The sequence below is a fragment of the Pseudooceanicola sp. LIPI14-2-Ac024 genome (assembly GCF_042188925.1).
Lineage (GTDB): Bacteria > Pseudomonadota > Alphaproteobacteria > Rhodobacterales > Rhodobacteraceae > Pseudooceanicola.
In genome coordinates this window covers 1,265,862-1,287,394 of the sequence record NZ_CP170102.1, presented here as the reverse complement: position 1 = coordinate 1,287,394, position 21,533 = coordinate 1,265,862, and the positions used below count along the sequence as shown (strand labels likewise).

General features: G+C 70.4%; 13 protein-coding genes and 3 pseudogenes. 3 read left to right on the top strand and 13 right to left on the bottom strand.

Features of this window, described 5'->3' with window-relative positions; translation table 11 throughout:
- Positions 1-11 precede the first annotated feature (11 nt).
- The 3 genes from ACE2AC_RS06250 to gltX all read right to left on the bottom strand — a co-directional run bounded on the left by ACE2AC_RS06250 (position 12) and on the right by gltX (position 3,470).
- The gene (locus tag ACE2AC_RS06250) at positions 12-446 is read right to left on the bottom strand and encodes a hypothetical protein (protein ID WP_375691239.1); all 435 of its coding nucleotides are present in this window, start codon (positions 444-446) and stop codon (positions 12-14) included.
- Between the two features lie 233 nt (positions 447-679).
- Entirely contained in the window at positions 680-1,975 is a 1,296-nt protein-coding gene (locus ACE2AC_RS06245) for a citrate synthase (protein WP_375691238.1), read from the bottom strand.
- A gap of 91 nt (positions 1,976-2,066) precedes the next feature.
- Positions 2,067-3,470: a glutamate--tRNA ligase gene (gene gltX, locus ACE2AC_RS06240; RefSeq protein ID WP_375691237.1), complete on the bottom strand. Its 1,404-nt coding sequence runs from the start codon at positions 3,468-3,470 to the stop codon at positions 2,067-2,069.
- Between the two features lie 131 nt (positions 3,471-3,601).
- On the opposite strand from gltX, the gene ACE2AC_RS06235 reads away from it, so the two are divergent.
- Complete coding sequence (locus ACE2AC_RS06235) at positions 3,602-5,644, top strand: ComEC/Rec2 family competence protein (protein ID WP_375692075.1); 2,043 nt, start codon at positions 3,602-3,604, stop codon at positions 5,642-5,644.
- Here ACE2AC_RS06235 and lexA read toward each other — a convergent pair.
- Positions 5,638-6,335, bottom strand: a pseudogene (gene lexA, locus ACE2AC_RS06230) (transcriptional repressor LexA). The gene ACE2AC_RS06235 and the pseudogene lexA sit on opposite strands and share 7 nt — an antisense overlap.
- Before the next feature lie 202 nt (positions 6,336-6,537).
- Here lexA and ACE2AC_RS06225 point away from each other — a divergent pair.
- Positions 6,538-7,919: pseudogene (locus ACE2AC_RS06225) on the top strand (TrkH family potassium uptake protein).
- Between the two features lie 36 nt (positions 7,920-7,955).
- Here ACE2AC_RS06225 and glp read toward each other — a convergent pair.
- The 5 genes and pseudogenes from glp to trpD form a co-directional block, all read right to left on the bottom strand.
- A pseudogene (gene glp, locus ACE2AC_RS06220) lies at positions 7,956-9,127 on the bottom strand (gephyrin-like molybdotransferase Glp).
- Complete coding sequence (moaC, locus tag ACE2AC_RS06215; RefSeq protein WP_375691236.1) at positions 9,124-9,606, bottom strand: cyclic pyranopterin monophosphate synthase MoaC; 483 nt, start codon at positions 9,604-9,606, stop codon at positions 9,124-9,126. The pseudogene glp and the gene moaC overlap by 4 nt, the downstream one beginning before the upstream one ends.
- The gene (trpC, locus tag ACE2AC_RS06210; protein ID WP_375691235.1) at positions 9,606-10,427 is read right to left on the bottom strand and encodes an indole-3-glycerol phosphate synthase TrpC; all 822 of its coding nucleotides are present in this window, start codon (positions 10,425-10,427) and stop codon (positions 9,606-9,608) included. The genes moaC and trpC overlap by 1 nt, the downstream gene beginning before the upstream one ends.
- Positions 10,428-10,429: 2 nt before the next feature.
- Positions 10,430-11,110 carry a uracil-DNA glycosylase gene (locus ACE2AC_RS06205; RefSeq protein WP_375691234.1) on the bottom strand — a complete coding sequence of 227 codons (681 nt, stop codon included), beginning with the start codon at positions 11,108-11,110 and terminating at the stop codon, positions 10,430-10,432.
- Positions 11,107-12,129, bottom strand: a complete 1,023-nt coding sequence (gene trpD, locus ACE2AC_RS06200; RefSeq protein WP_375691233.1) for an anthranilate phosphoribosyltransferase — start codon at positions 12,127-12,129, stop codon at positions 11,107-11,109. The genes ACE2AC_RS06205 and trpD overlap by 4 nt, the downstream gene beginning before the upstream one ends.
- Before the next feature lie 220 nt (positions 12,130-12,349).
- Here trpD and ACE2AC_RS06195 point away from each other — a divergent pair, with 220 nt between their 5' ends.
- The gene (locus ACE2AC_RS06195) at positions 12,350-14,089 is read left to right on the top strand and encodes a divergent polysaccharide deacetylase family protein (RefSeq protein ID WP_375691232.1); all 1,740 of its coding nucleotides are present in this window, start codon (positions 12,350-12,352) and stop codon (positions 14,087-14,089) included.
- A gap of 80 nt (positions 14,090-14,169) precedes the next feature.
- On the opposite strand, the gene ACE2AC_RS06190 is transcribed toward ACE2AC_RS06195, so the two are convergent.
- The 4 genes from ACE2AC_RS06190 to ACE2AC_RS06175 all read right to left on the bottom strand — a co-directional run bounded on the left by ACE2AC_RS06190 (position 14,170) and on the right by ACE2AC_RS06175 (position 21,483).
- Entirely contained in the window at positions 14,170-17,460 is a 3,291-nt protein-coding gene (locus tag ACE2AC_RS06190) for a carboxyl transferase domain-containing protein (protein WP_375691231.1), read from the bottom strand.
- Positions 17,461-17,570: 110 nt separating this feature from the next.
- Entirely contained in the window at positions 17,571-19,436 is a 1,866-nt protein-coding gene (locus tag ACE2AC_RS06185) for a peptidyl-prolyl cis-trans isomerase (RefSeq protein ID WP_375691230.1), read from the bottom strand.
- Positions 19,437-19,541: 105 nt separating this feature from the next.
- Positions 19,542-20,714 carry an aminotransferase gene (locus ACE2AC_RS06180; protein ID WP_375691229.1) on the bottom strand — a complete coding sequence of 391 codons (1,173 nt, stop codon included), beginning with the start codon at positions 20,712-20,714 and terminating at the stop codon, positions 19,542-19,544.
- 187 nt (positions 20,715-20,901) lie between these two features.
- Positions 20,902-21,483, bottom strand: a complete 582-nt coding sequence (locus ACE2AC_RS06175; protein WP_375691228.1) for a TetR/AcrR family transcriptional regulator — start codon at positions 21,481-21,483, stop codon at positions 20,902-20,904.
- Positions 21,484-21,533: the final 50 nt, after the last annotated feature.

Here is a 21,533-nt window from a genome sequence, read left to right as displayed (position 1 = left end):
GCGCGGCCCGCTCAGCGGGCGGCGACAACGATCTCGTCGAGGGTGAGCTGCGGTTCACCCTCGGCATACCGCACCTCGAGCACCAGTTCTCCATCTGCGTAGAGTTGGCTCAGCCCCGCGGCCTCGGCATGTTCGAGCGTCAGGGCAGGGGCGTCGGACTGACCGCCGTACTCCAGCACCAGCACTTCGTCCGCGGCGCGACATTCCATCAGGTTCTCGATCACCAGCGGGCCGTCCTCGGCGCTCTCGGCCTCGTCCTGCGCGGCCTCGGCGTGCGCGGGACGCACCTGGCTGCCAAGCGCGGCGCGCGCGGCTTCGCGGATATGCGTCGGGGCAAACGGCGTCACCTCAGCCCCCGGCGTCAGCGCGGTCGGGGCCGGGGCTGGTCGTGCCTTGGGAACGGGGACGGTCCGTGCCGCACCCCGGTCGCCGCGGCCCGTGAACACCAGAATGGACCCCAGGGCAATCAGGGCGAACATGGCAATGATCATCGAGAATCCCATCGGAATTATGCGTGTGTTCTGGCAGCCGAACCCTGGGCTGGCAATGAAAAATGTCTTTAGTTGTTTCCGGATTTGCCGTTCCGGAATTTACGGCATTGAATTGTGCAGGAACTGGAAATGAAGGCGTTTCGGAAAGGAAAGGGGGCGCGCAGGGCGCCCCCAGAATGCGTAACGATTCAGCGGTTTTCCACGTCGACGTAGTCGCGCTGCGCCGGGCCGGTGTAAAGCTGGCGCGGGCGGCCGATCTTCATCTGCGGATCCTCGATCATCTCTTTCCACTGGCTGATCCAGCCCACGGTCCGCGACACGGCGAAGATCGGAGTGAACATCGAGGTCGGGAAGCCCATGGCCTCGAGGATGATGCCGGAATAGAAGTCCACGTTCGGGAACAGCTTGCGTTCGACGAAATAGTCGTCGGCCAGCGCCTGCTTCTCCAGCTCCTTCGCCACGGCGAGGATCGGGTTGTTCTCGACCCCCAGCAGGTCCAGCACTTCGTCGGCGGACTGCTTCATCACCGTCGCGCGCGGGTCGAAGTTCTTGTAGACGCGGTGGCCAAAGCCCATCAAGCGGAACGGATCGTCCTTGTCCTTGGCGCGTGCGATGAACTCAGGGATGCGGTCCGGGGTGCCGATCTGCTTGAGGCTTTCCAGCGCCGCCTGGTTCGCGCCGCCGTGTGCCGGGCCCCAGAGGCAGGCGATGCCGGCCGCGATGCATGCAAACGGGTTCGCGCCCGAGGAGGAGGCCAGACGCACGGTCGAGGTCGAGGCGTTCTGCTCGTGATCCGCGTGCAGAGTGAAGATCCGGTCCATCGCGCGGCTCAGGATCGGGTTCACCTGGTAGTCCTCGGCCGGAACGCTGAAGCACATCCGCAGGAAGTTGCCGGCAAAGTCGAGGTCGTTGCGCGGGTACACGAAGGGCTGGCCGATCGAGTACTTGTAGGCCATCGCCGCGATGGTCGGCATCTTGGCGATCAGACGGATCGAGGCGACCTCGCGGTGCCACGGATCGTGGATGTCGGTCGAGTCGTGGTAGAAGGCCGACATCGCGCCGACCACGCCGGTCATGATCGCCATCGGGTGGGCGTCACGGCGGAAACCGGTGAAGAAACGGTGCATCTGTTCGTGCACCATCGTGTGGTTGGTCACCCGGCTTTCGAAATCTTCCAGCTGGGCCGCGGTCGGCAGCTCACCGTAGAGCAGGAGGTAGCAGACCTCGAGGAAGTGCGACTTCGACGCCAGCTGGTCGATCGGGTAGCCGCGGTGCAGCAGGATGCCTGCTTCGCCGTCGATGTAGGTGATCGAGCTGTCGCAGGACGCGGTCGAGGTGAAGCCGGGGTCGTAGGTGAAGACGTCGGCCTGGCCGTAGAGCTTGCGCACGTCGATCACGTCGGGGCCTTCGGTCGGGGAGAGGATCGGCAGATCGTAGTTTTCGTTCCCGATCGTCAGAGTTGCCTTTTTGTTCGTGTCCGCCATTCTTTACCTTCCTCTGTTCCCGCGCCGGCCGGGCCGGCGCCTTTCCATACGTGACCGCGTCTTGCGAGGTCGTTAAATCTGCCGCGGTGGCTCAGGCGTTGGCGGCCTCCGCGATCCGGGCAAGGGTTTCATCCCGGCCCAGGACGATCATCATGTCGAATACACTTGGGGTGGCGGAACGTCCCGCGAGCGCGGCGCGCAATGGGGCCGCCAGTTTGCCGAATTTGGTCTCCCGCGCTTCGGCAAACCCATTCAGAACACCCTCCAGTTCGTCTCGCGACCAGCTAGCATTTTGCAGGTGCGGCGTCAATTCCGCCAGCCATGTGCGTGATTGCACATCCAGGGATGCAGCCGATTTCTCGTCCCGTTCGATCGGGCGCGATGCCAGGGCGAAATGTGCCTTTTCAAGCAGTTCCGGGAAGGTCTTGGCCCGTTCTTTAAGGAACGGCATGGATGTGGAAACGCGGTCCCGGACCTCTCCGGCCAGCGCCGGCTGCCCCGTGGCGGCCAGGAATGCATCGAGTTCCTGCATCAGCGCAGCATCGTCCGCGATGGCGATGTGGCGGCCGCAGAGATTTTCCAGTTTCTTGAAGTCGAACCGGGCCGCGGACTTGCCGATCCCCGACAGGTCGAACCACTCCAGCGCCTGCGCGTCGGTGAAGAATTCGTCGTCGCCGTGGCTCCACCCCAGCTTGGCGAGGTAGTTGCGCATCCCTGCCGCCGGATAGCCGATCCGCTGGTACTCCTCGACGCCAAGCGCGCCGTGCCGCTTCGACAGCTTCTTGCCATCCGGCCCGTGGATCAGCGGGATATGCGCCCAGACCGGCACGTCCCAGCCCATGGCATGGTAGATCTGCATCTGCCGGGCGGCGTTGTTCAGGTGGTCGTCGCCGCGGATCACGTGGGTCACGCCCATGTCGTGGTCATCGACCACCACCGCCAGCATGTAGACCGGCGTGCCGTCCGAGCGCAGCAGCACCATGTCGTCCAGCTGGTCGTTGCGGATCGTCACGTCGCCCTGGACCTCGTCCGCGATCACCGTCGCGCCGTCCTGCGGGGCCTTCAGGCGCACGACGAAGGGGGCATCGGGGAAGGTCGCCGGGTCGGCATCGCGCCAGGGCGAGCGGAAGAGGGTCGATGTCCCCGCGGCCCGGGCGGCCTCGCGGAAGGCCTCGATCTCGTCCTGGGTGGCAAAGCACTTGTAGGCATGTCCGTTCGCCAGCATCTCCATCGCCACGTCGTGGTGACGCTGTGCGCCGGCGGCCTGGCTGACGACGTCGCCGTCGTGGTCCAGGCCCAGCCACGCCATCCCGTCCAGGATCGCCTGCGTTGCCTCGGGGGTCGACCGCGCGCGGTCGGTATCCTCGATCCGCAGCAGGAACTTGCCGCCGCGGCCCCGGGCGTAGAGCCAGTTGAAGAGCGCCGTGCGCGCGCCGCCGATGTGCAGGTAGCCCGTGGGCGAGGGCGCGAAACGGGTGACGATCTGCTCGCTCATGTCGGGATCTCGAGCCTCCTGAGACGCGGACCGGGGTCCGGTTAACCACTTGCTAACCATGAGGGGGCTAGCGTCGGCGCCTGTCTACCGACGCCTTGAGGGGGTGACAAGTGCTGCGCCTGGCCGGGGCCATGGGCGCCGGGCTCGCGGCGCAGAGGGGGCATCTGTTTCCCTGGGTTCCGGTGGCCTTCGGCGCCGGCATCGGGGGCTATTTCCTGCTGTCCGGCGAACCGGGGCCGGGGATGCTGACGCTGATGGCTTTGCTGGCGCTCGTCGCCGCCGGGCTGGCCGCGCGGGCCGGGGCGGGGGCGGGGCCGCTGCTCTGGGTGGCGGCCCTGGTCGCCGCCGGGCTGCTGGCGGGCGCGCTGCGCAGCGCCTGGGTCGCGGGGCCGGTGCTGCCCTTCCGCTACTACGGCCCGGTGGAGGGGCGGGTGATCGGCATCGACCGCTCGGCCTCGGACGCGACGCGGTTGACGCTCGACAGCGTGCAGCTCTTCCGCCTCGGGCCCGGGGAAACGCCGCGCCGGGTGCGGATATCCCTGCACGGCGTGCTTGGCCTGACCCGGCCGGAACCGGGCACCGTGATCGCCACCACCGCACATCTTTCCCCGCCCGAGGGGCCGGTGGAGCCCGGCGGTTTCGATTTCCGCCGCCACGCTTGGTTCCAAGGCCTGGGCGGGGTCGGCTACACCCGCGTCCCGGTGGTGATGATGGCCCCGCCGGCGCCGGGCGCGGCACGGCTCTTCACCCTCAGGATGGCGATGGCCGACCGCCTGCGCGCGGCGCTGCCCGGCGATACCGGAGAGATCGCGGCGGCGGTGCTGACCGGCGACCGTTCCGGCGTGTCGGCCGGCGTGAACGAGGTGCTGCGCGCCTCGAACCTGGCGCATCTGCTGGCGATCTCGGGCCTGCACATGGGTCTGCTCGCGGGGTTCGTCTATGCCGCGATCCGGCTGGGCCTTGCTGCCTGGCCGCGCGTCGCCCTGCGCTGGCCGATCCACAAGGCGGCGGCCCTGGCGGCGCTGGCGGCGGCGGCGGCCTACCTCGGGCTCTCGGGCGGGAACGTGGCGACGGAACGCGCCTTTGTCATGGTCGCGGTGGCCCTCGTGGCGCTGCTTTTCGACCGCCGGGCGCTCAGCCTCCGGGCGGTCGCCCTGGCCGCGATGATCGTTCTCGCACTGCGGCCCGAGGCGCTGCTGGGGCCGGGGTTCCAGATGTCCTTTGCCGCCACCGTGGCGCTGGTCGCGGCCTTCGGAGTCCTGCGCGACCGCAATGGCACCCGTGCGCCACGCTGGTTCGCCCCGGTGCTGGCGCTGCTGATCTCCTCCAGCGTGGCGGGCATCGCCACCGCGCCGGTGGCGGCGGCGCATTTCAACCAGGTGGCGCGGCTTGGACTGGTCGCGAACCTCGCCGCCGTGCCGGTGATGGGCACGCTCGTCATGCCTGCCGCGGTGATTGCGGCCTGCCTGATGCCGCTGGGGCTGGAACAGCCCGCGCTCTGGGTCATGGGGGCCGGGATCGACTGGATCCTGCTGGTCGCGCACACGGTGGCCGACTTGCCGGGCGCCGTGCGGATGGTGCCGACACCCCCCGGCGCGGTGTTGCCCCTGATCGCCGTCGGCGGGCTGGTGATCTGTCTCTGGCAGGGGCGGCTGCGGCTCGCGGGGCTGGGGCCGGTCGCGGCCGGGTTCCTGCTCTGGATGACGGCCGAACGGCCCGCGCTCCTGGTGGCGGAAAGCGGCGGTCTGGTCGGGGTGATGACCGCCGAGGGGCGGGCGCTGTCGCGGGATCGCGGATCGGGCTTTGTCGCGCGTGTCTGGCTTGAGAACGACGGCGATCCGGTCGACCAGCCGGCGGCCGCGGACCGCTGGGACCTGGTGCCACCGGACCTCGTCCACCACGTCACCAGGCGCAAGGCGGCGGCGGGCGTGGTGGGCTGCGAAGGCGCGGCGATCCTCGTGGCCAACGCGCCGCTGCCCGCGATCGACGGCTGCCTTGTCTTCGACAGCACGGCGCTCGGGCGCAGCGGCGCGGTGGCGGTCTGGCCGGCGGCAGGGGGCTGGAGGGTCGAGGGCGCGGCTGAACGCGCGCGGGGCCGGCCCTGGTCAGGACCGGCCCCGAAGGAACGCCCGCGGCTGGACGGGCCCGCCGCTCAGGATATCGCGTCTCAGTAGGTGCGGATCAGGCCGACAAGGCGTCCCTGCACCTTGACCATGTGCGACGGCAGGATGCGGGTCTCGTAGGCCGGGTTGGCCGCCACCAGCTCGATCGTGTCGCCGCGCCGGAAAAAGCGTTTCAGCGTCGCTTCCTGGTCCTGCACCAGCGCCACCACGATGTCGCCGTTGTCGGCGGTCGAGGTCTCGCGCACCACCACGACGTCGCCGTCGTTGATGCCTGCGTCGATCATCGAATCCCCCCGCACCTCGAGTGCATAGTGTTCGCCGCGCCCCGAGAGCATCGAGCCGGGCACGGCCACGTGGTGCGAGACATGGGCAATCGCCTCGATCGGGACACCGGCCGCGATGCGGCCCATCACGGGCAGTTCCAGCGCATCGACCGTGACCACCTGCGACCGGCCGGGCCGGTCCGCCGGGTCGCGGGCGCCGCCCTCGATCACGCGCGGGGTGTGCACGGCGGTGTCGCCGCCCAGGCTTTCGGGCAGCTTCACGATCTCGATCGCGCGGGCCCGGTGCGCCAGCCGCCGGATGAATCCGCGTTCCTCGAGTGCGGTGATCAGCCGGTGGATGCCGGATTTCGACCGCAGGTCGAGCGCTTCCTTCATCTCGTCGAACGACGGGGAACGCCGTCACGCTGGACGCGTTTGTGAATGAATTCAAGTAGATCAAGCTGCTTCTTGGTCAGCATCGCCGCCGCCTCGACTGTTGTTCATTTTGTTTTGTTCTACAGTTGTTCCCTTTTTGTGTCAACCGTTTGCCCCGGCTCTGGCCCGCGGCCTAGACAACTGGCCACTTTTCATCCGGCCCGAATGGGATCATAGCTCCGGTCTGGACTGTCCGGGCAGGAGGTCGTCTTGGGCTTCGTCGTCGTCGCGAATGGCGCGCTGCTGATGCTGATGGGGGCCTTCATGGCCCTGAACGCGCTGCTGTTCGAAGCCACGCGCGGCATCTTCCTTCTGGCGGCCACCGTCGTCGCGCCCTTCGGCGCGATGATGGCGCTGGCCGCGCTGAACCGGCTGGAACTGGTCCACCGCCTGCATGCCTTCGTGCTGACCGCCAGTGTCTGGATCACCGGCGCGACCGCCGGGGCGCTGCCGCTCTGGCTATGGCAGCTCAGCCCGACCGACGCCTTCTTCGAGGCGATGTCGGGCATCACCACCACCGGATCGACCGTGATGACCGGCCTCGACACCACCGCGCCGGGGATCCTCATGTGGCGCGGTGTGCTGCAGTGGATCGGCGGGATCGGCTTCGTGGTGACCGGCATCGCCTTCCTGCCGATCCTGCGGGTCGGGGGATGCAGCTCTTCCGCACCGAGAGCTCGGAAACCGGCGACAAGGAAATGGCGACCGCGGCGCGGTTCGCGGGGGCCACGGTCTTTGTCTACCTCGGGCTGACGCTGGCCTGCGGGGTGACCTACGGGCTGGGCGGCATGACCCCGTTCGAGGCGACGGTGCATGCCTTCACCACCGTCTCGTCCGGCGGCTATTCGACCTCTGACGCCTCCTTCGGTCATTTTGAAAGCCCGTTCCTGCAATGGGCCGGCGTGGTCTTCATGCTGGGGGCGGGGCTGCCCTTTGCCTGGTACATCCGCGTGTTGCACCGCGGCCGGTTCCGCAGCGAACAGGTACGGATACTGTTGATCTACCTGGCGGCGATGATCGCGATGCTGACGCTCTGGCTGATTATCGCGGACGGCGTGTCCCCGTTCCGGGCGTTGACCCTGGTGGCGTTCAACGTCGTCTCGGTCGTGACCACCACGGGGTTCGCCACCACCGACTACACCACCTGGGGCGGCTTCGCGGTGACGGTGTTCCTGTTCCTGACGGTGTCGGGCGGCTGCACCGGGTCGACCTCGGGCGGGGCCAAGGCGATGCGGTGGATCATCTTCCTGCGCGCGGCCAGGGCCTATGTCATGACCACGCTGATGCCGCACGCCGTCCGCACCATCCGCTACGAGGGGCGGCGGGTCACCCCCGACGTCGTCGACGGCGTGATCGTGTTCTTCGTGCTCTACGTCGGCACGATCGCGCTGCTGGCCGTGGCGCTGGCGCTCTACGGGCTCGACAGCGACACGGCGTTCAGCGGCGCGCTGACGGCGGTGGCGAACGTGGGTCCGGGGGTGGGCCAAATCATCGGCCCGGCGGGCAATTTCGCGACCCTGCCGGAGGGGGCGAAATGGCTGCTGGCCTTCGGCATGTACGCCGGGCGGCTGGAGCTGCTGACGGTGCTGGTGCTGTTCACCCCGGCGTATTGGCGGGCCTGGGCCTGAGGGGCGCGCGGGGCGGGGGGAACCCCACCCGCCGTCTCACACCACGAGGCACTCCACCTCGTCCCCGGCCTCGGCCGCGGGGGCGCCGGGCGGGCGGATCAGGAAGCAGTCCGCCCGCGCCAGCACCGACAGGAGCGAGCTGTCCTGGCTGCCGAAGGGGCGGATGCCCTCGGCCGTCATCTCGGACCGCATGTAATGCGTGCGCGGCCCGTTCTCGGCCACCGGGGCGGCGAGGCGGGCGCGCGTGGGGGTCAGGGCGCGGGCCGGCAGGCCCTGCATGGCGCGGATCACCGGCCGCAGGAAGACATGGCCGCAGACCATGGCCGACACCGGATTACCCGGCAGGCCGATCATCGGCAGCCCGTCGAGCCTGCCGGCCATCAGCGGCTTGCCCGGCCGCATCGCCACCTTCCAGAAGGCCCGGTCCAGCCCCATGTCGGCGGCCACCTTGCCGACGAGGTCGTGATCGCCCACAGAGGCGCCGCCGATGGTGACGATCAGGTCCGCGCTCATCGCGAGGTCGAAGGCCATGCGCAGGCTCGCCTCGCTGTCGCGGGCGACCGGCAGGATGCGCGCCTCGGCGCCCTCGGCCTCGAGCAGGGCCTTCAGCCCGAAGGTGTTCGAGGCGACGATCTGGTCGGGGCCGGGCAGGCCGCCGGGCATCACTAGCTCATCCCCGGTCGAGATCAGCGCGACGGCCGGGCGACGGCTGACCTGAAGGCGGGCATTGTTCATCGCGGCGGCCAGGGCGACATCGGCGGGCGACAGGCGGCGGGGGGCGCGGACCACGTCGCCGACGCGGAAATCGGCCCCGGCGGGGCGGATATGCGGCCCGGCATCGAGCGCGTCGGTCAGGGTGATGGTGTCGCCCTCGGCCTCGACATCCTCCTGGATCACGACACGATCCGCGCCCTCGGGCACCGGGGCGCCGGTGAAGATGCGCACCGCCTCGCCGGGACGGACCGCGCCGTCGAACCTGTGGCCGGCGGCGGATTCTCCGATCACGCGGAACCGGGCGTCCGGCACGGCCTCGGCCGCGATCACCGCATAGCCGTCCATCGCCGAGGCGGCAAAGGGCGGCTGGTCGCGGCGGGCGATGATGTCGGCGGCCAGCACGCGGCCCGCGGCCTGTGCCAGCGGCACCTCTTCGGTCGAGAGGGAGAGACGAGGCCGAAGAGCCCCTGCAAGGCCTCTTCGACGGGGATCATGTGGCCGGGTCCGCCTCGTAGCGGCCGGATTTGCCACCGTCCTTCAGCAGGACGCGGATGCCACCGATCTCCATCGCGCGGTCCACCGCCTTGGCCATGTCATAGACCGTCAGCGCGGCGGTCGAGACGGCGGTCAGCGCCTCCATCTCGACCCCGGTCTGGCCGGTGGTCTTGACGGTGGCCTCGATCCTGAGGCCCGGCAGGTCGCGATCGGGTGTCAACTCCACGGCGACCTTGGTCACGGGCAGCGGGTGGCAGAGCGGGATCAGGTCGGCCGTCTTCTTGGCGCCCATGATGCCGGCCAGCCGAGCGACGCCGATCACGTCGCCCTTCTTGGCGCGGCCGTCCTCGATCAGCGCCAGCGTTTCGGGCGCCATCCTGACCCAGCCCTCGGCCACCGCGACACGGGCGGTCGCGGGCTTGTCCGAGACGTCGACCATATGGGCATGGCCCTTATCGTCGAAATGGGTAAGTGGCATCAGACCCGTCCGCCGAAGCTCGAGGCGTGGCCGGTGCTCAGCAGCTCGCGGGTGGCCGCCTCGACATCCGCCTGCCGCATCAGCGTTTCGCCGATCAGGAAGCAGCGCGTGCCGAACCGGGCGAGGTCCTCGAGGTCGGCCGCACCGGTCAACCCGCTTTCCGAGATCAGGATCTTGTCCTCGGGCGCCAGCCGGGCCAGTCGGCGGGAGGTGTCGAGGTTGGTCTCGAAGGTCTTGAGGTCGCGGTTGTTGATGCCGAGCAGGCGGCTCTTCAGCAGGCTGGCGCGCTCGAGCTCTTCCTCGCTGTGGACCTCGATCAGGGCGTCCATGTTCCAGCTCGTGGCGGCATCCTCGAGCTCGACTGCCTGGCTGTCGCTGACCGAGGCCATGATGATGAGGATGCAGTCCGCGCCAAGCGCGCGGGCCTCGGCCACCTGGTAGGTGTCGTACATGAAATCCTTGCGCAGGACCGGCAGGTCACAGGCGTTGCGGGCCTGGGTCAGGTATTCCTTGGCGCCTTGGAAGCTGGGCGTGTCGGTCAGCACCGACAGGCAGGCGGCACCGCCGTCCTCGTAGGCCTTGGCTAGGGCGGCGGGATCGAAATCCGCGCGGATCAGACCCTTGGAGGGCGATGCCTTCTTGACCTCGGCGATCAGGCCGAAGCCGCGCATCGCGGCCTCGTGCAGGGCCTCGGCAAAGGGGCGGACCGCGGGGGCGCCGCGAGCGTCCTCCTCGACCTCGGCGATCCGGCGCGCCGCCTTGTCTGCGGCGATCTCTTCCAGCTTGTAGGCCTTGATGCGGTCGAGGACGGTTTCGGTCATGCTCACTCCGGTCTTCGCTGCGGCGCGGCCCAGGTCACGGGCGGCTCGCCCTTTCGTGTAAGCCACTTGTTCACATTTGAAAATGGCCGCGAGCCGAAAAAGCCCCGGCGGGCCGAAAGCGGCGAAGGATGCGCGCTTTCGAGGATCAGATGGTCATCTCCATAGACCGCGTCGCGGAACTTCTGCGCGTGTCCGCCCCAGAGGATGAAGGCGCGTGGCCGGTCCGAAAGCCGCGCCAGGACCTGCCGTGTCAGCCGGTCCCAACCAAGCCGCGCGTGCCCGCCCGCGTCGCCCGCGGGGACCGACAGCGCGGTGTTCAGCAGCAGCACGCCCTGCGCGGCCCAGGGCCGCAGGTCGCCGGTGTCCGGTGCCGCGCCGATGTCGGCCTGCATCTCCTTGAAGATGTTGATCAGCGACCGGGGCAGGGGGCGGACGTCGGGTTCGACCGAAAACGCCAGCCCATGGGCGTGGCCCGGCGTCGGGTAGGGGTCCTGGCCCAGGATCACCACGCGCACCGCGTCGGGCTGCGCCGCTTCCAGCGCGGCAAAGCGCAAGTGGTCGGGCGGCAGGATGGTCCGTGTATCGGCCGCGATGCGGTCGCGGATCGCGGGCCAGTCCGTGGCAAAGAACGGCAGGTCGGCCCAGGCCCCCAGCCCGGCGGGCAGGCCGTCGCCGTGGGTCACGCGCCGGTGGCGGCGATGCGCGCGAGCGCCGCCAGCTTGTCGCGGGCCGCGCCGGCGTCGATGCTCTCGGCCGCCATGGCCACGCCTTCCTTCAGATCGACGGCCTTGTCGGCGATCACCAGCGCGGCGGCGGCGTTCAGCAGCACCGCGTCCCGGTAGGCGCCGGGCGCCCCGTCCAGCAGCGCGCGGAGCGCATTGGCGTTCTCCATGGGCTCGCCGCCCACGATGGCCTCGAACGGGTGGACCGGCAGGCCGAAATCCTCGGGGTGAAGCTCGACCTCGCGGACCGAGCCGTCCTTTTCCAGCGCCGCGACCCAGGTGATGCCGGTGATCGTCATCTCATCGGTGCCGTCCGATCCGTGCACCAGCCAGGCGTGTTCCGACCCCAGCTTGCCCAGCGTCTCGGCCATCGGGCGGATGATGTCGCGGCTGTAGGCGCCGGTGAGCTGGCGCTTGACGCCCGCCGGGTTGGTCAGCGGCCCTAGGATGTTGAAGATCGTGCGGGTGGCGAGTTCCGTGCGCGCGGGCATCACGTGCTTCATCGCCGGGTGGTGCATCGGGGCCATCATGAAGGCGATCCCGGCCTCGCGGATCTCGCGCTGCGCGACCTCGGGGCCGACCATGGTGTTCACGCCCAGCATGCCGAGCGCGTCGGCCGCCCCGCTCTTGGAGCTGAGGTTGCGGTTGCCGTGCTTGGCCACCGGGACGCCCGCGCCCGCCACCACCAGCGCCGTCGCGGTCGAGATGTTCAGCGTGCCCTTGCCGTCGCCGCCGGTGCCGACGATGTCGATCGCGCCCGCCGGGGCGGTGATCGCGTTGGCCTTGGCCCGCATGGCCGCGGCGGCCGAGGCGATTTCGTCCACCGTCTCGCCGCGGGTGCGGAGCGTCATCAGCAGGCCGCCGACCTGGGACGGCGTCGCCTCGCCCGCGAAGAGGATGTCAAAGGCGCTCCGGGCTTCCTCGGCGGTCAGCGGGCGCTCGGTCGCGGCCGCGATCAGGGGCTTGATGGCGTCGCTCATCTCGGCAAAGTGCTCCTGTTGCGCCCCGGTGCGGGGCCATGGCGGTGAAGCCCCTGTGCAGTCGCGCATCTTGTGGTAGACTGCCGCAAAGGCGCAAGCGCCGGTGGGCGCGCCCCTAATGTTCACTCTGAGCGGTCGGCGTCAAGGGCCGCCCGGGGATGCGTCGGGGACAGGAACGAAAGGCCGGACCCAGCCGGCCCAGGAGCAGAAGGCAGGTGCGGTGAGCAGGGGTTTCATTTCGGGTATCGTCTGGGGGCTGGTGATCGCCGTGCTCCTGCTGGCCGTGGTGTCGCTGAACAAGCCGCTGCCGGGGGATGCCCCGCCCAGCACCGGCACCGCCGAGGTGCCCGCCGGCTCCCAGTTCAACGGCGCGCGCGAGGACGGGCCGGTCGATCTGCCAGCGCAGGAGGGCGTGACCGCCCCGGCGGCGGCGGGCGGGCTGACCACGCCGCAGCGCGACGGGCTCGATACCCTTTCCACCACCGCGATGGAGCCCGGCCAGCGCCCTACGACCGGCACGCCAGAGGGCGGGCTGTCCGCCGCGCCCGAGGCCGGGCAGGCGCCCGAAACTCCCGCCGCCCCGCTGGTCGAGACGCCCACGACCAACACCGCCCGGCCCGCAGAGGCGCTGCCCGCCGCGCCGGGCGACGATACCGCGCCGGTGGCCCCGGTCCGCCCCGCGCCGCCGAGCTCCCCCTCGACCCAGTTGACCGTGCCGGCGATGCCGCAGGAGGATGCGGGCGCCGGGACCTCGGGCTTCGCGGCCGGTGACCTGCAATCCGCGGCCGAGGCGCCGCGCCCGCGGCCCGGTGCGCCGGATGCGACGATCTCGGTCCCGGCGGCGGCGGAACGCTCCGCGCTGCCCGCGGCCGACACCGCCGCCGGCGTGCAGCCCGCCGCGCCCGAAGCCCCCGCCGCGCCGATGGCAGGGGCGGGCGAGGCCGGGCCGGTAGCCCCCGCGCCCGAAGCCTCGGGGCCCGGCGCCGCGACGACCGACCGGGCGGATGCCCCCGCCGTGGACCGCGCACCCGACGCCGTGACCGAACCCGCCGCGCGCCCCGATCCGGTGGCCCGCGCCGAGGCGGGCGAGACACCGCCGCCGCTGAACGCGGAAACGGAAGAGGCGCTTGCCCAGAACCTGGCCACCCGGATGGCCGGCAACATCATCGACCGGGGCACCGGCGCCGGTGGCCGCCTGCCGGTGATCGGCCAGGCCCCGGCCGAGCCCGAGGCGGCGGAAGAGCCCGCCGCCCCCGCCGTGGCGCCCGAGGGCGTGCCGCCGATCCGTGCCAATGCCACCTCGTTCGAGAACGACACCGGCCTGCCGCTGATGTCGATCGTGCTGATCGACGGCGGCGCCGATGCCGCGACGGTCGCGGCGGTCGGGGATTTCCCCTTTCCGGTCAGCGTCGCGCTGGACCCCGCGGCCCCCGGCGCGGCCGAGGCGATGCGCCGCTACCGCGACGCCGGGATCGAGGTGCTGATCCTCGCCGGGGTCGACGCCGCCGCGCGGGCGCAGGATGTCGAGACCGATTTCCAGGTCTGGGCCGACCGCCTGCCGCAGGCCGTCGCGGTGATGGAGAAACCGGGACTGGGCCTGCAGCAGTCGAAGGACGCCGCCGACCACATGGGCGCGATGCTGGCCGACAGCGGCTATGGGCTGGTGCTGTATCCCAACGGCTTTGACACCGCGCGCAAGCTGGCGTCGAAGGCCGGGGTGCCTGCCGCCACCGTGTTCCGCGATTTCGATGCCGAGGGACAGGGCGAGGCGGTGATCCGCCGCTTCCTCGACCACGCGGCGTTCCGGGCGCGGCAGTCGGACGGGGTGATCATGGTGGGCCGCCTGCGGCCCGAGACCCTGCAGGCGCTGGCGGTCTGGGGGCTGCAGGACCGGGCCGGGCAGGTGGCGCTTGCGCCGGTCTCGGCGCTGCTGCTGGCGCAGCCGGCGGGCGAGGGCTGAGCCTGAGCCGCGGTTTCCTTGGGGAGATCGCGGTCCCTCCGAACGGCATTCCCAAGCGATGGAGCGGGGACGGGTCGGCCCTACCAGGCGTCGATCATCGGGCGCTTGCCGGGCTTGGCGTTGTTGACCTTTGGCATCGCATCGAGCGCCGCGAGGAGGCGGGCGCGCGTGTCCGCCGGGTCGATCACGTCGTCGACGCCGAGGTTCGGGGCCGAGTTCACCGCCTTGCCGATCTCGTAAAGCTCGGTCACCCGTTCCTTGTAACGCGCCTGCCGTGCCTCGGGGTCCGCGATCGCCTCGAGCTCGCGCCGGAAGCCGAGCTGCACCGCGCCTTCGAGCTGCATGGGACCGAATTCGCCCGAGGGCCAGGAGAGCGAGAGCTGCGAGGCGTAGTGGAATGACCCGCCCGCCATCGCCATGGCGCCGAGGCCATAGGCTTTGCGCAGGACCACCGTCAGGAAGGGCACCGTCAGCGAGGCGCCGGTGATGAACATCCGCGAGAAGTGGCGCACGTTTGCCCGCGTCTCGGCATCGGGGCCGACCATGAAGCCGGGCGTGTCGCAGAGCGACAGGATCGGCAGGTCGTGGGCGTCGCAGAGCTGCATGAAGCGGGCGGCCTTGTCGGCCTCGTCCCGGTCGATGGCGCCGCCGTTCACGTTGGCCGCGTTGGCGATCACGCCCATCGGGCGGCCCGCGATGCGGATCAGGCCGGTGACAAGGGCCGGGCCGAAGGGGCGGCGCAGTTCGAGGAAGCTGTCACGGTCGGCCAGTGTCTCGATCAGCGGGCGGACGTCGTAGGCGCGTAGGCGGTTCTCGGGCACGGCGTGGCGGAGAAGGCGCTGGTCGGGTTCCTCCCAGTCCGCGACCGGGCCCTGGAAGTAGGACAGATACTGCTTGGCCGCCGCCGTCGCCTGCGCCTCGTCGTCGACGAGGATGTCGATCACGCCGTTCGGATGCATGACGGAGGCCGGGCCGATGTCGTCGGGGGCGACGGTGCCGAGGCCCGCGCCCTCGATCATCGCGGGGCCGGACATGCCGATCGAGGCGTCACGGGTCGAGATGATCACGTCGCAGCAGCCCAGCACCGAGGCGTTGCCGGCGAAACAGCGGCCCTGCACGATGCCGACCAGCGGGGCCACGCCCGACATCCGGCCGAAACGCCAGAAGGTGGGCGTGACGAGCGCGGCCGACAACGTGTTGTCGACGTCGCCGGGCCGTCCGCCGCCGCCTTCGGCGTAGATGACGATGGGCAGTTCGGCCTTTTCGGCCAGTTCCAGAAGGCGATCGGTCTTCTTGTGGCCGATGTGGCCCTGGGTGCCGGCGAGCACGGTGTAGTCGTAGGACATGACCATGCAGCGGGACTTGTCGGGCGCGAAGAGGTGGCCGTTCACCTGCGCGGTGCCGCCGACGATGCCGTCGGCGGGGGTGATCCGGCGCAGGTCGTCGGGGTCGTGCAGCGAGCGGCGCGCGCCGGTGGCGAGCGCGCCGTATTCGCTGAACGTGCCCTCGTCGACGAGGTCGGCGATGTTTTCGCGGGCGGTGCGATAGCCCTTGTCGTGGCGCCGTTTCACCGCCTCGGGGCGGTTTTCGTCCAGCGTGACGGCGTGGCGGGCGATGGCCTCGGCCAGGTCGGGGCGGACCTCGTCGGGGTCGCGGGCGATCTCGGCGCCGGCCGCGGCGGCGTCGACCTCGGCGGGTTCGAGGAACATCAGCGCGGCGCCCTCGGGAATGACCTCTCCGGTCTCGGCCACGGCGCGGACGATGCCCGAGGCGGGGGCGGTGATCTCGTGCTCCATCTTCATCGCCTCCAGGATGGCGACGACCTGGCCGGCGGCGACCCGGTCGCCGGGCTGCACGCGCAGGGACGAAAGGATCCCGGTCAGCGGGCAGGGCAGCGGATCGGTGCCATCGGGGCCGGCGACGACCTCGACGGTCCTTGCCCGCGCCTCGGCGGTGAAATGGCGGGCGGGATGGTCGCCGGGGGCGGCGAGGCGCGGGGCCATGGCGTCCACGAGGCCGGTCCAGAGGTCGTCGGCCACCACCTCGGGCAGGGTGACGAGATTCTGCAGGAAGGGAATGTTGGTTTTCAGCCCCTCGACCCGGAAGGCACAGAGCGCGCGGTGCAGCGCGGTTAGCGCCGGTTGCAGGGCGGGCGCGGGGTCCGAGACGATGAGCTTGGCCAGCAGGCTGTCGTAATGCGGCGAGGGCGCGAGGCCGCGATAGCCCGCGCCGTCGAGGCGGACATTCGGACCCGAGGGCGGCTCCCACGTCTCGATGGTGCCATGCGACGGATGGGCCGTGCCGTCGGCGCGCATCTCCTCGGCGTTGATGCGGGCCTGGATAGCGACGCCGCGCGGGACGGGGATCTGATCCTGGGTCAGGTGCAGCTCGGCCAGGCCGTGACCCATGCAGACGCTGATCTGGGCACGGACAAGGTCGATGCCGGTCACCGCCTCGGTCACCGTGTGTTCGACCTGGATGCGGGGGTTCGCCTCGATGAAGTGGTACTTGTAGGTGCCGGTTTCGACTAGGAATTCAAAGGTGGCGAGGCCGCGATAGCCGGTCTCGCGCGCCATGGCGACGGCGTCCTGACGCATCTGCTTGCGGCTTTCCTCGGGGACCGAGAGCGCGGGCGCGATTTCGACCACCTTCTGGCGGCGGCGCTGGAGCGAGCAGTCGCGGTCCCAGACATGCACCACGTCGCCCTTTCCGTCGCCGAGGATCTGCACCTCGATATGCCGGACGCGGGGCAGCAGCGCCTCGGCATAGAGCGATCCGTCGCCGAAGGCCGACAGCGCCTCGGACGCGCAGCGTTCCCAGGCAGCGGAGAGGGCGTCGGGGTCGGTCACCGGGCGCATGCCGCGGCCGCCGCCGCCGGCGACCGCCTTGACCATGATGCCGGCGGGATGCTCGGTGAAGAACTGTTGCGCCTCTAGCAGGCTTGCCGCGCCCTTGGTGGCGGGCAGGACCGGGACGCCGAGGCTTTGCGCCAGCGCGCGGGCGCGTTGCTTGTCGCCGAGGAGGTCGAGCGTTTCGGGTCGCGGGCCGATGAAGGTGAGGCCCGCCGCCTCGCAGGCCGCGGCGAAGCCCGCGTTCTCGCTGAGAAAGCCGTAGCCGGGATGAACCAGCGCGCAGCCCGCGCGTTCGGCGGCGGCGACGATGGCGGCGCTGTCGAGGTAAGCGGCGGTGCCGCGGCCGGGAATGACCTCGACCGCGTCGCCTGCACGCGTGTGCAGGGCGTTTGCGTCGTCCTCGGGGTGGATCATCACGGCCCTGAGGCCCAGCGACTGCACCGCCTGCGCGATGCGGATGGCGATTTCGCCCCGGTTGGCGATCAGCACGCCGGTGCCGGTCCCGTGAATGTCCGCCATGATCCCTCCTGCTCGGCCAAGCCCGGGGACAGGAGTAGAAAGGGCGCGGACCCATGTCCACGCCCCTGCAACGTTGTTTCAGGCTTCTGGCGAACCGGCCGGGCCGGGGCCTAGCGGAAGTTGGCGTGGACCGCGTTCATCGCCGTCTGGTCGATCCGCACGCCGGTGCGCTGGCGGATGTCCTCGGCGAAGATGCGGAAGAGATCCTGGCCGACGCTCTGCGACAGGCTCTGGCCGACGCCGGCGACCAGTTGCGCGGTGATTGGGTCGTCGAGGTCGGGCGGCAGGACCTCGTCCAGGCGCACGATCTGGACCGAGCCGAAGGCGTCGGTGACGATCACGTCGCCCTCGTCCATGGCAAAGACCTTGGACACGAAGTCGTCGCCGGTGCCCAGCACCGAGCCGTTGCGCGACACCGACTCCTCGGTCTCGGTCTCGAGCCCGAGGCTCTCGAAGGTCGCGGCCTCGCCCAGCTGGTCGCGGTAGCCCTCGGCCATGGCACGCAGGCGGGACACCGTCTGTTCGGTCTGCCAGCTGGCGGCGACGCGGTCGCGCACCTCGTCGAGGGGGGCGGGTTCGGCGGGCAGGGTGCCTTCGAGGCGCATGGCGAAGATGCCGCCGTCCTCGAGCATGGCCAGTTCGGGATAGTCGCCCTCGGCCAGGTTGGCCGCGGCATCGTCGAAACCGTCGTAGCCCGAGATGCCTTCCTGCAGGCCGGGGTACCAGTCGATGGTGCCGATCTGCATCTGGGTTTCCTTGGCCAGCTCTTCCAGCGTGGCGCCGCCGGCCAGCAGGTCCTCGACAGGTTCCATCTGCGCCTCGACCGCGCGGCGGGCCTGGTCGGCGACCAGTTCGTCGCGGATCATCGCGGCGGCGTCCTCGTAGGGGGTGACCTGGGCCGGGAAGATGCCGTTCACGCGGAAGAGCGCCGGGCCGAGGTCGGTGTCGACCGGGCCCACGACCGCGCCGCTGTCGGCGGCAAAGACCGCGTCTGCGGCGGCGCCGAGCTGGGCGCGGGTCACGTCGCCCATGTCGGCATCCTCGAGCGCGAGGCCGCGTTCCTCGACCAGGGTGTCGAAATCGACCTCGCCAGCGTCGAGCCGGTCACGCGCCGCCTGGGCGGCGTCGGCATCCGACAGGACCAGCCGTTCGACCAGCCGCCGTTCGGGGCGCTCGAACTCGGCCTTGCGGTCCTCGTAGGCCTCCTGGATGCGGGCCTCGTCGACCTCGACCTCGTCCATCATCATCTCGGGCGAGAGCCAGGCATAGGTGATCTGCTTACGCTCGGGGACCATGTAGCGGTCCTGGTGCGCGTCGTAGAAGGCCTGGATCTCCGCATCGGTCGCCTCGGGCGTCGGGCTGTCCAGGTCGCTTTCGTCCAGCCGGGCGAGGGTGATCGCGCGGCGCTCGCCGATGTAGTTCACCAGCGTCTGGGCATAGGCGGGGGGCACGGCCTCGCCCGCGATGACGGCGCCCTGCAGCAGGCTGCGGGCGGTCTCTTCGCGCAGGCGCTCCTCGAACCGGGATTCGTTCAGCCCGGCGCGGTCGAGCGAGAACTTGTAGGCCTCGCGGTCGAACTTGCCATCCATGCCCTGGAAGGCGGCGATGTCCTGGATCTGCCGGGCGAGGACGTCGTCACCGACCGACAGGCCGAGGCGGTCGGCCTCGGAATCGAAGGCGCGGGCAGTGATCAGCTGCGACAGCGTCGATTCGGTGAGGCCCATCTGCTGGGCCTGCTCGAAGCTCAGCGACTGGCCGGTCTGTGCCTCGATCGCGCGCAGCTCGTTCTGCAGGGCGCGGGCGTACATGTCGACGGGGATGTCCTTGTCCCCGACCGAGCCGACGCTCTGCACCGAGCCCGAGAAGTTCGTCACGCCGAAGCCGCCGAGCCCGAGGACCAGCAGCCCCATGACGACCCAGACCGCGGTCTGGCCCACCTTCTTGCCGGTCTTCTTGGTCTGCTTGTCCTGCGCCATCGACTGCTCCCTGATGCTCTGCCCGCCGGTTGGCGATGTCTAATGCGCCATGGGCCCTGCGACAAGGGCCGGGGCATGGTAATCGCGTGAACGGGTTGTCAGCTGTCAACCGTCGAAGGCGGCGAGGCGGTCGATCAGGTCGCGCAGCCCGTCGGCATCGACATTGGCAAAGGCGATGCGGAACTGCTGGCCGCCGGCCGGGTCGTCGTCGGGCATGAACATCGTGCCGGGCAGCAGCAGGACACCCGCCTCCTGCACCAGCCGCGGGGCGAGCTGGTCGGAGGGCGTGTCGAACGGGTGCTCGAGATAGGCGAAGTAGGCGCCGCAGCCCAGCAGTTTCCAGCCCTTGCGCGACAGGGGCGAGAAGCCGCTTTCGATGGCGGCGCGGCGGGCCAGCACCTCGGCCCGTTCGCCGGCCAGCCACTGGCCGAGGTTCTGCATCCCCCAGAGCGCGGCGAACTGGCCCAGCTGGGCGGGGCAGATGGTGACGGTGTCGAGGAACTTCTCGACCTCGGACAGGCGCGCGGTGCCGGTGACCATGGCACCGACGCGGTGGCCGGTCAGGCGGTAGGCCTTGGAGAAGGAATAGAGCTGGATCAGCGTCTCGTCCCAGCCGGGCTGGGCAAAGAGGTCGTGCGGGGCACGCGGGCTGACGTGGAAGTCGCGGTAGGTCTCGTCGAGGATCAGCGCGATGCCGGCCTGCTGGCAGAGGTCGTAGAAGGCGCGGATCGTGGCGGGCGGGTATTCGACGCCGCCGGGGTTGTTCGGGCTGACCAGCGCGATCGCGCGGGTGCGCGGCGTGATCAGGCCGCGGGCGGTGTCGGCGTCGGGCAGCAGCGCGGGGCCGGTCGGCAGCGGGACGGCCACGGCGCCCGCCATGTCGAGCCACATCTTGTGATTGAAATACCAGGGGGTTGGCAGGAGAACCTCATCCCCCTCGGTGGTCAGCGTCTCGATCGCGGCGCAGAACGCCTCGTTGCAGCCCGAGGTGATGGCGACCTGTTCGGGCGCGACCGTGCCGCCGTAGGCGACGGACCACTGGGCGGCGATCTCGGCCCGAAGGTCGGGCAGGCCGAGGACCGGCCCGTAGAGATGCGCCTGCGGTTCCTCCATCACCAGCCGTGCCATTTCGCGGCGCAGCGCCTCGGGCGGCGGGTCGACCGGGGCGGCCTGGCTGACGTTGATCAGCGGGCGGTCGGCGCTGAACGCGACGCCGTCGAGCCAGCGGCGGGCCTCCATCACGGGGGGGCGGAAGGTGGTCGCGGTGCGGGTGGTCATGGCGCCTCTCGGGTCGGAATTTCGACGTCGGTATCGCGTCGGTATTACGTCGGTATCACGTCGGTGCCAATGTCGGTCTTTGCGCCGGGCGGGGCCCGTCGCGCGGGTGACCGTTCTCCGGGCATCGAGCCCGGAGAACGGTCTGCCTCCGGCGGGAGTTTTCGGGGCAAGATGAAGCAGGGACCCGTCAGCCGTGGGGGAAGACCTGCGCGGTGATGGCGGCGGCGAGCGTGGGGTCGAGCGGCTGGTGACCGGCGAGCAGTCGGAAGAAGAGCGGCCCGTAGATCATGTCGAGTAGCGCCTCGACATCGGCGGGCGGGGGCAGGGCGCCGGTGGCCGTCGCTTCGGCCAGGATGGCGCGGCCGGCCTCGCGGCTTTCGAGGATGACGCGGTTGCGGAAGGCGCGGGTGAATTCGCTGTCGGGATCGGCCGTGGCCAGCGCCAGGGCGACCTGCCGGCCCCGGGTGGTGGAGAAGGCGGCGCAGAGGCGGGTCAGCTGCGCCTCGAGCGCGGCGGCGGGCGGCAGGGCCGGATCGGTGGGCGCCTCGGGCGCGGTGTCGATCAGGGCGGCCAGCGCCAGTTCCTGCGCATTGGCCCAGTTGCGGTAGATCGTCGGCTTGCCCACGCCCGAGGCGAGCGCGACCTTTTCCACGGTCAGCCGACCGAAGCCCTCGTCGCGCAGGATGGCGCGCGCGGCGGCCAGCGCGCGGGCGCGGGCCTCGGTCGACCTCGGGCGGCCGCGTTTCGGAGGATCGGTGTCTTGACTCATTTATGAAACGGAACGTAACGTAATTAAATCCGGCTGCCAAGGAGGATGTG

What these genes read in the sequence shown, in the direction of transcription:
- ACE2AC_RS06180 (WP_375691229.1), bottom strand. Translation starts at nt 20,714, where the DNA reads ATGACCACCCGCACCGCGACCACCTTCCGCCCCCCCGTGATGGAGGCC.
- ACE2AC_RS06175 (WP_375691228.1), bottom strand. Translation starts at nt 21,483, where the DNA reads ATGAGTCAAGACACCGATCCTCCGAAACGCGGCCGCCCGAGGTCGACC.
- trpC (WP_375691235.1), bottom strand. Translation starts at nt 10,427, where the DNA reads ATGACCGAAACCGTCCTCGACCGCATCAAGGCCTACAAGCTGGAAGAG.
- ACE2AC_RS06185 (WP_375691230.1), bottom strand. Translation starts at nt 19,436, where the DNA reads ATGGCGCAGGACAAGCAGACCAAGAAGACCGGCAAGAAGGTGGGCCAG.
- ACE2AC_RS06245 (WP_375691238.1), bottom strand. Translation starts at nt 1,975, where the DNA reads ATGGCGGACACGAACAAAAAGGCAACTCTGACGATCGGGAACGAAAAC.
- ACE2AC_RS06235 (WP_375692075.1), top strand. Translation starts at nt 3,602, where the DNA reads ATGGGCGCCGGGCTCGCGGCGCAGAGGGGGCATCTGTTTCCCTGGGTT.
- moaC (WP_375691236.1), bottom strand. Translation starts at nt 9,606, where the DNA reads ATGCCACTTACCCATTTCGACGATAAGGGCCATGCCCATATGGTCGAC.
- ACE2AC_RS06190 (WP_375691231.1), bottom strand. Translation starts at nt 17,460, where the DNA reads ATGGCGGACATTCACGGGACCGGCACCGGCGTGCTGATCGCCAACCGG.
- gltX (WP_375691237.1), bottom strand. Translation starts at nt 3,470, where the DNA reads ATGAGCGAGCAGATCGTCACCCGTTTCGCGCCCTCGCCCACGGGCTAC.
- trpD (WP_375691233.1), bottom strand. Translation starts at nt 12,129, where the DNA reads ATGAGCGACGCCATCAAGCCCCTGATCGCGGCCGCGACCGAGCGCCCG.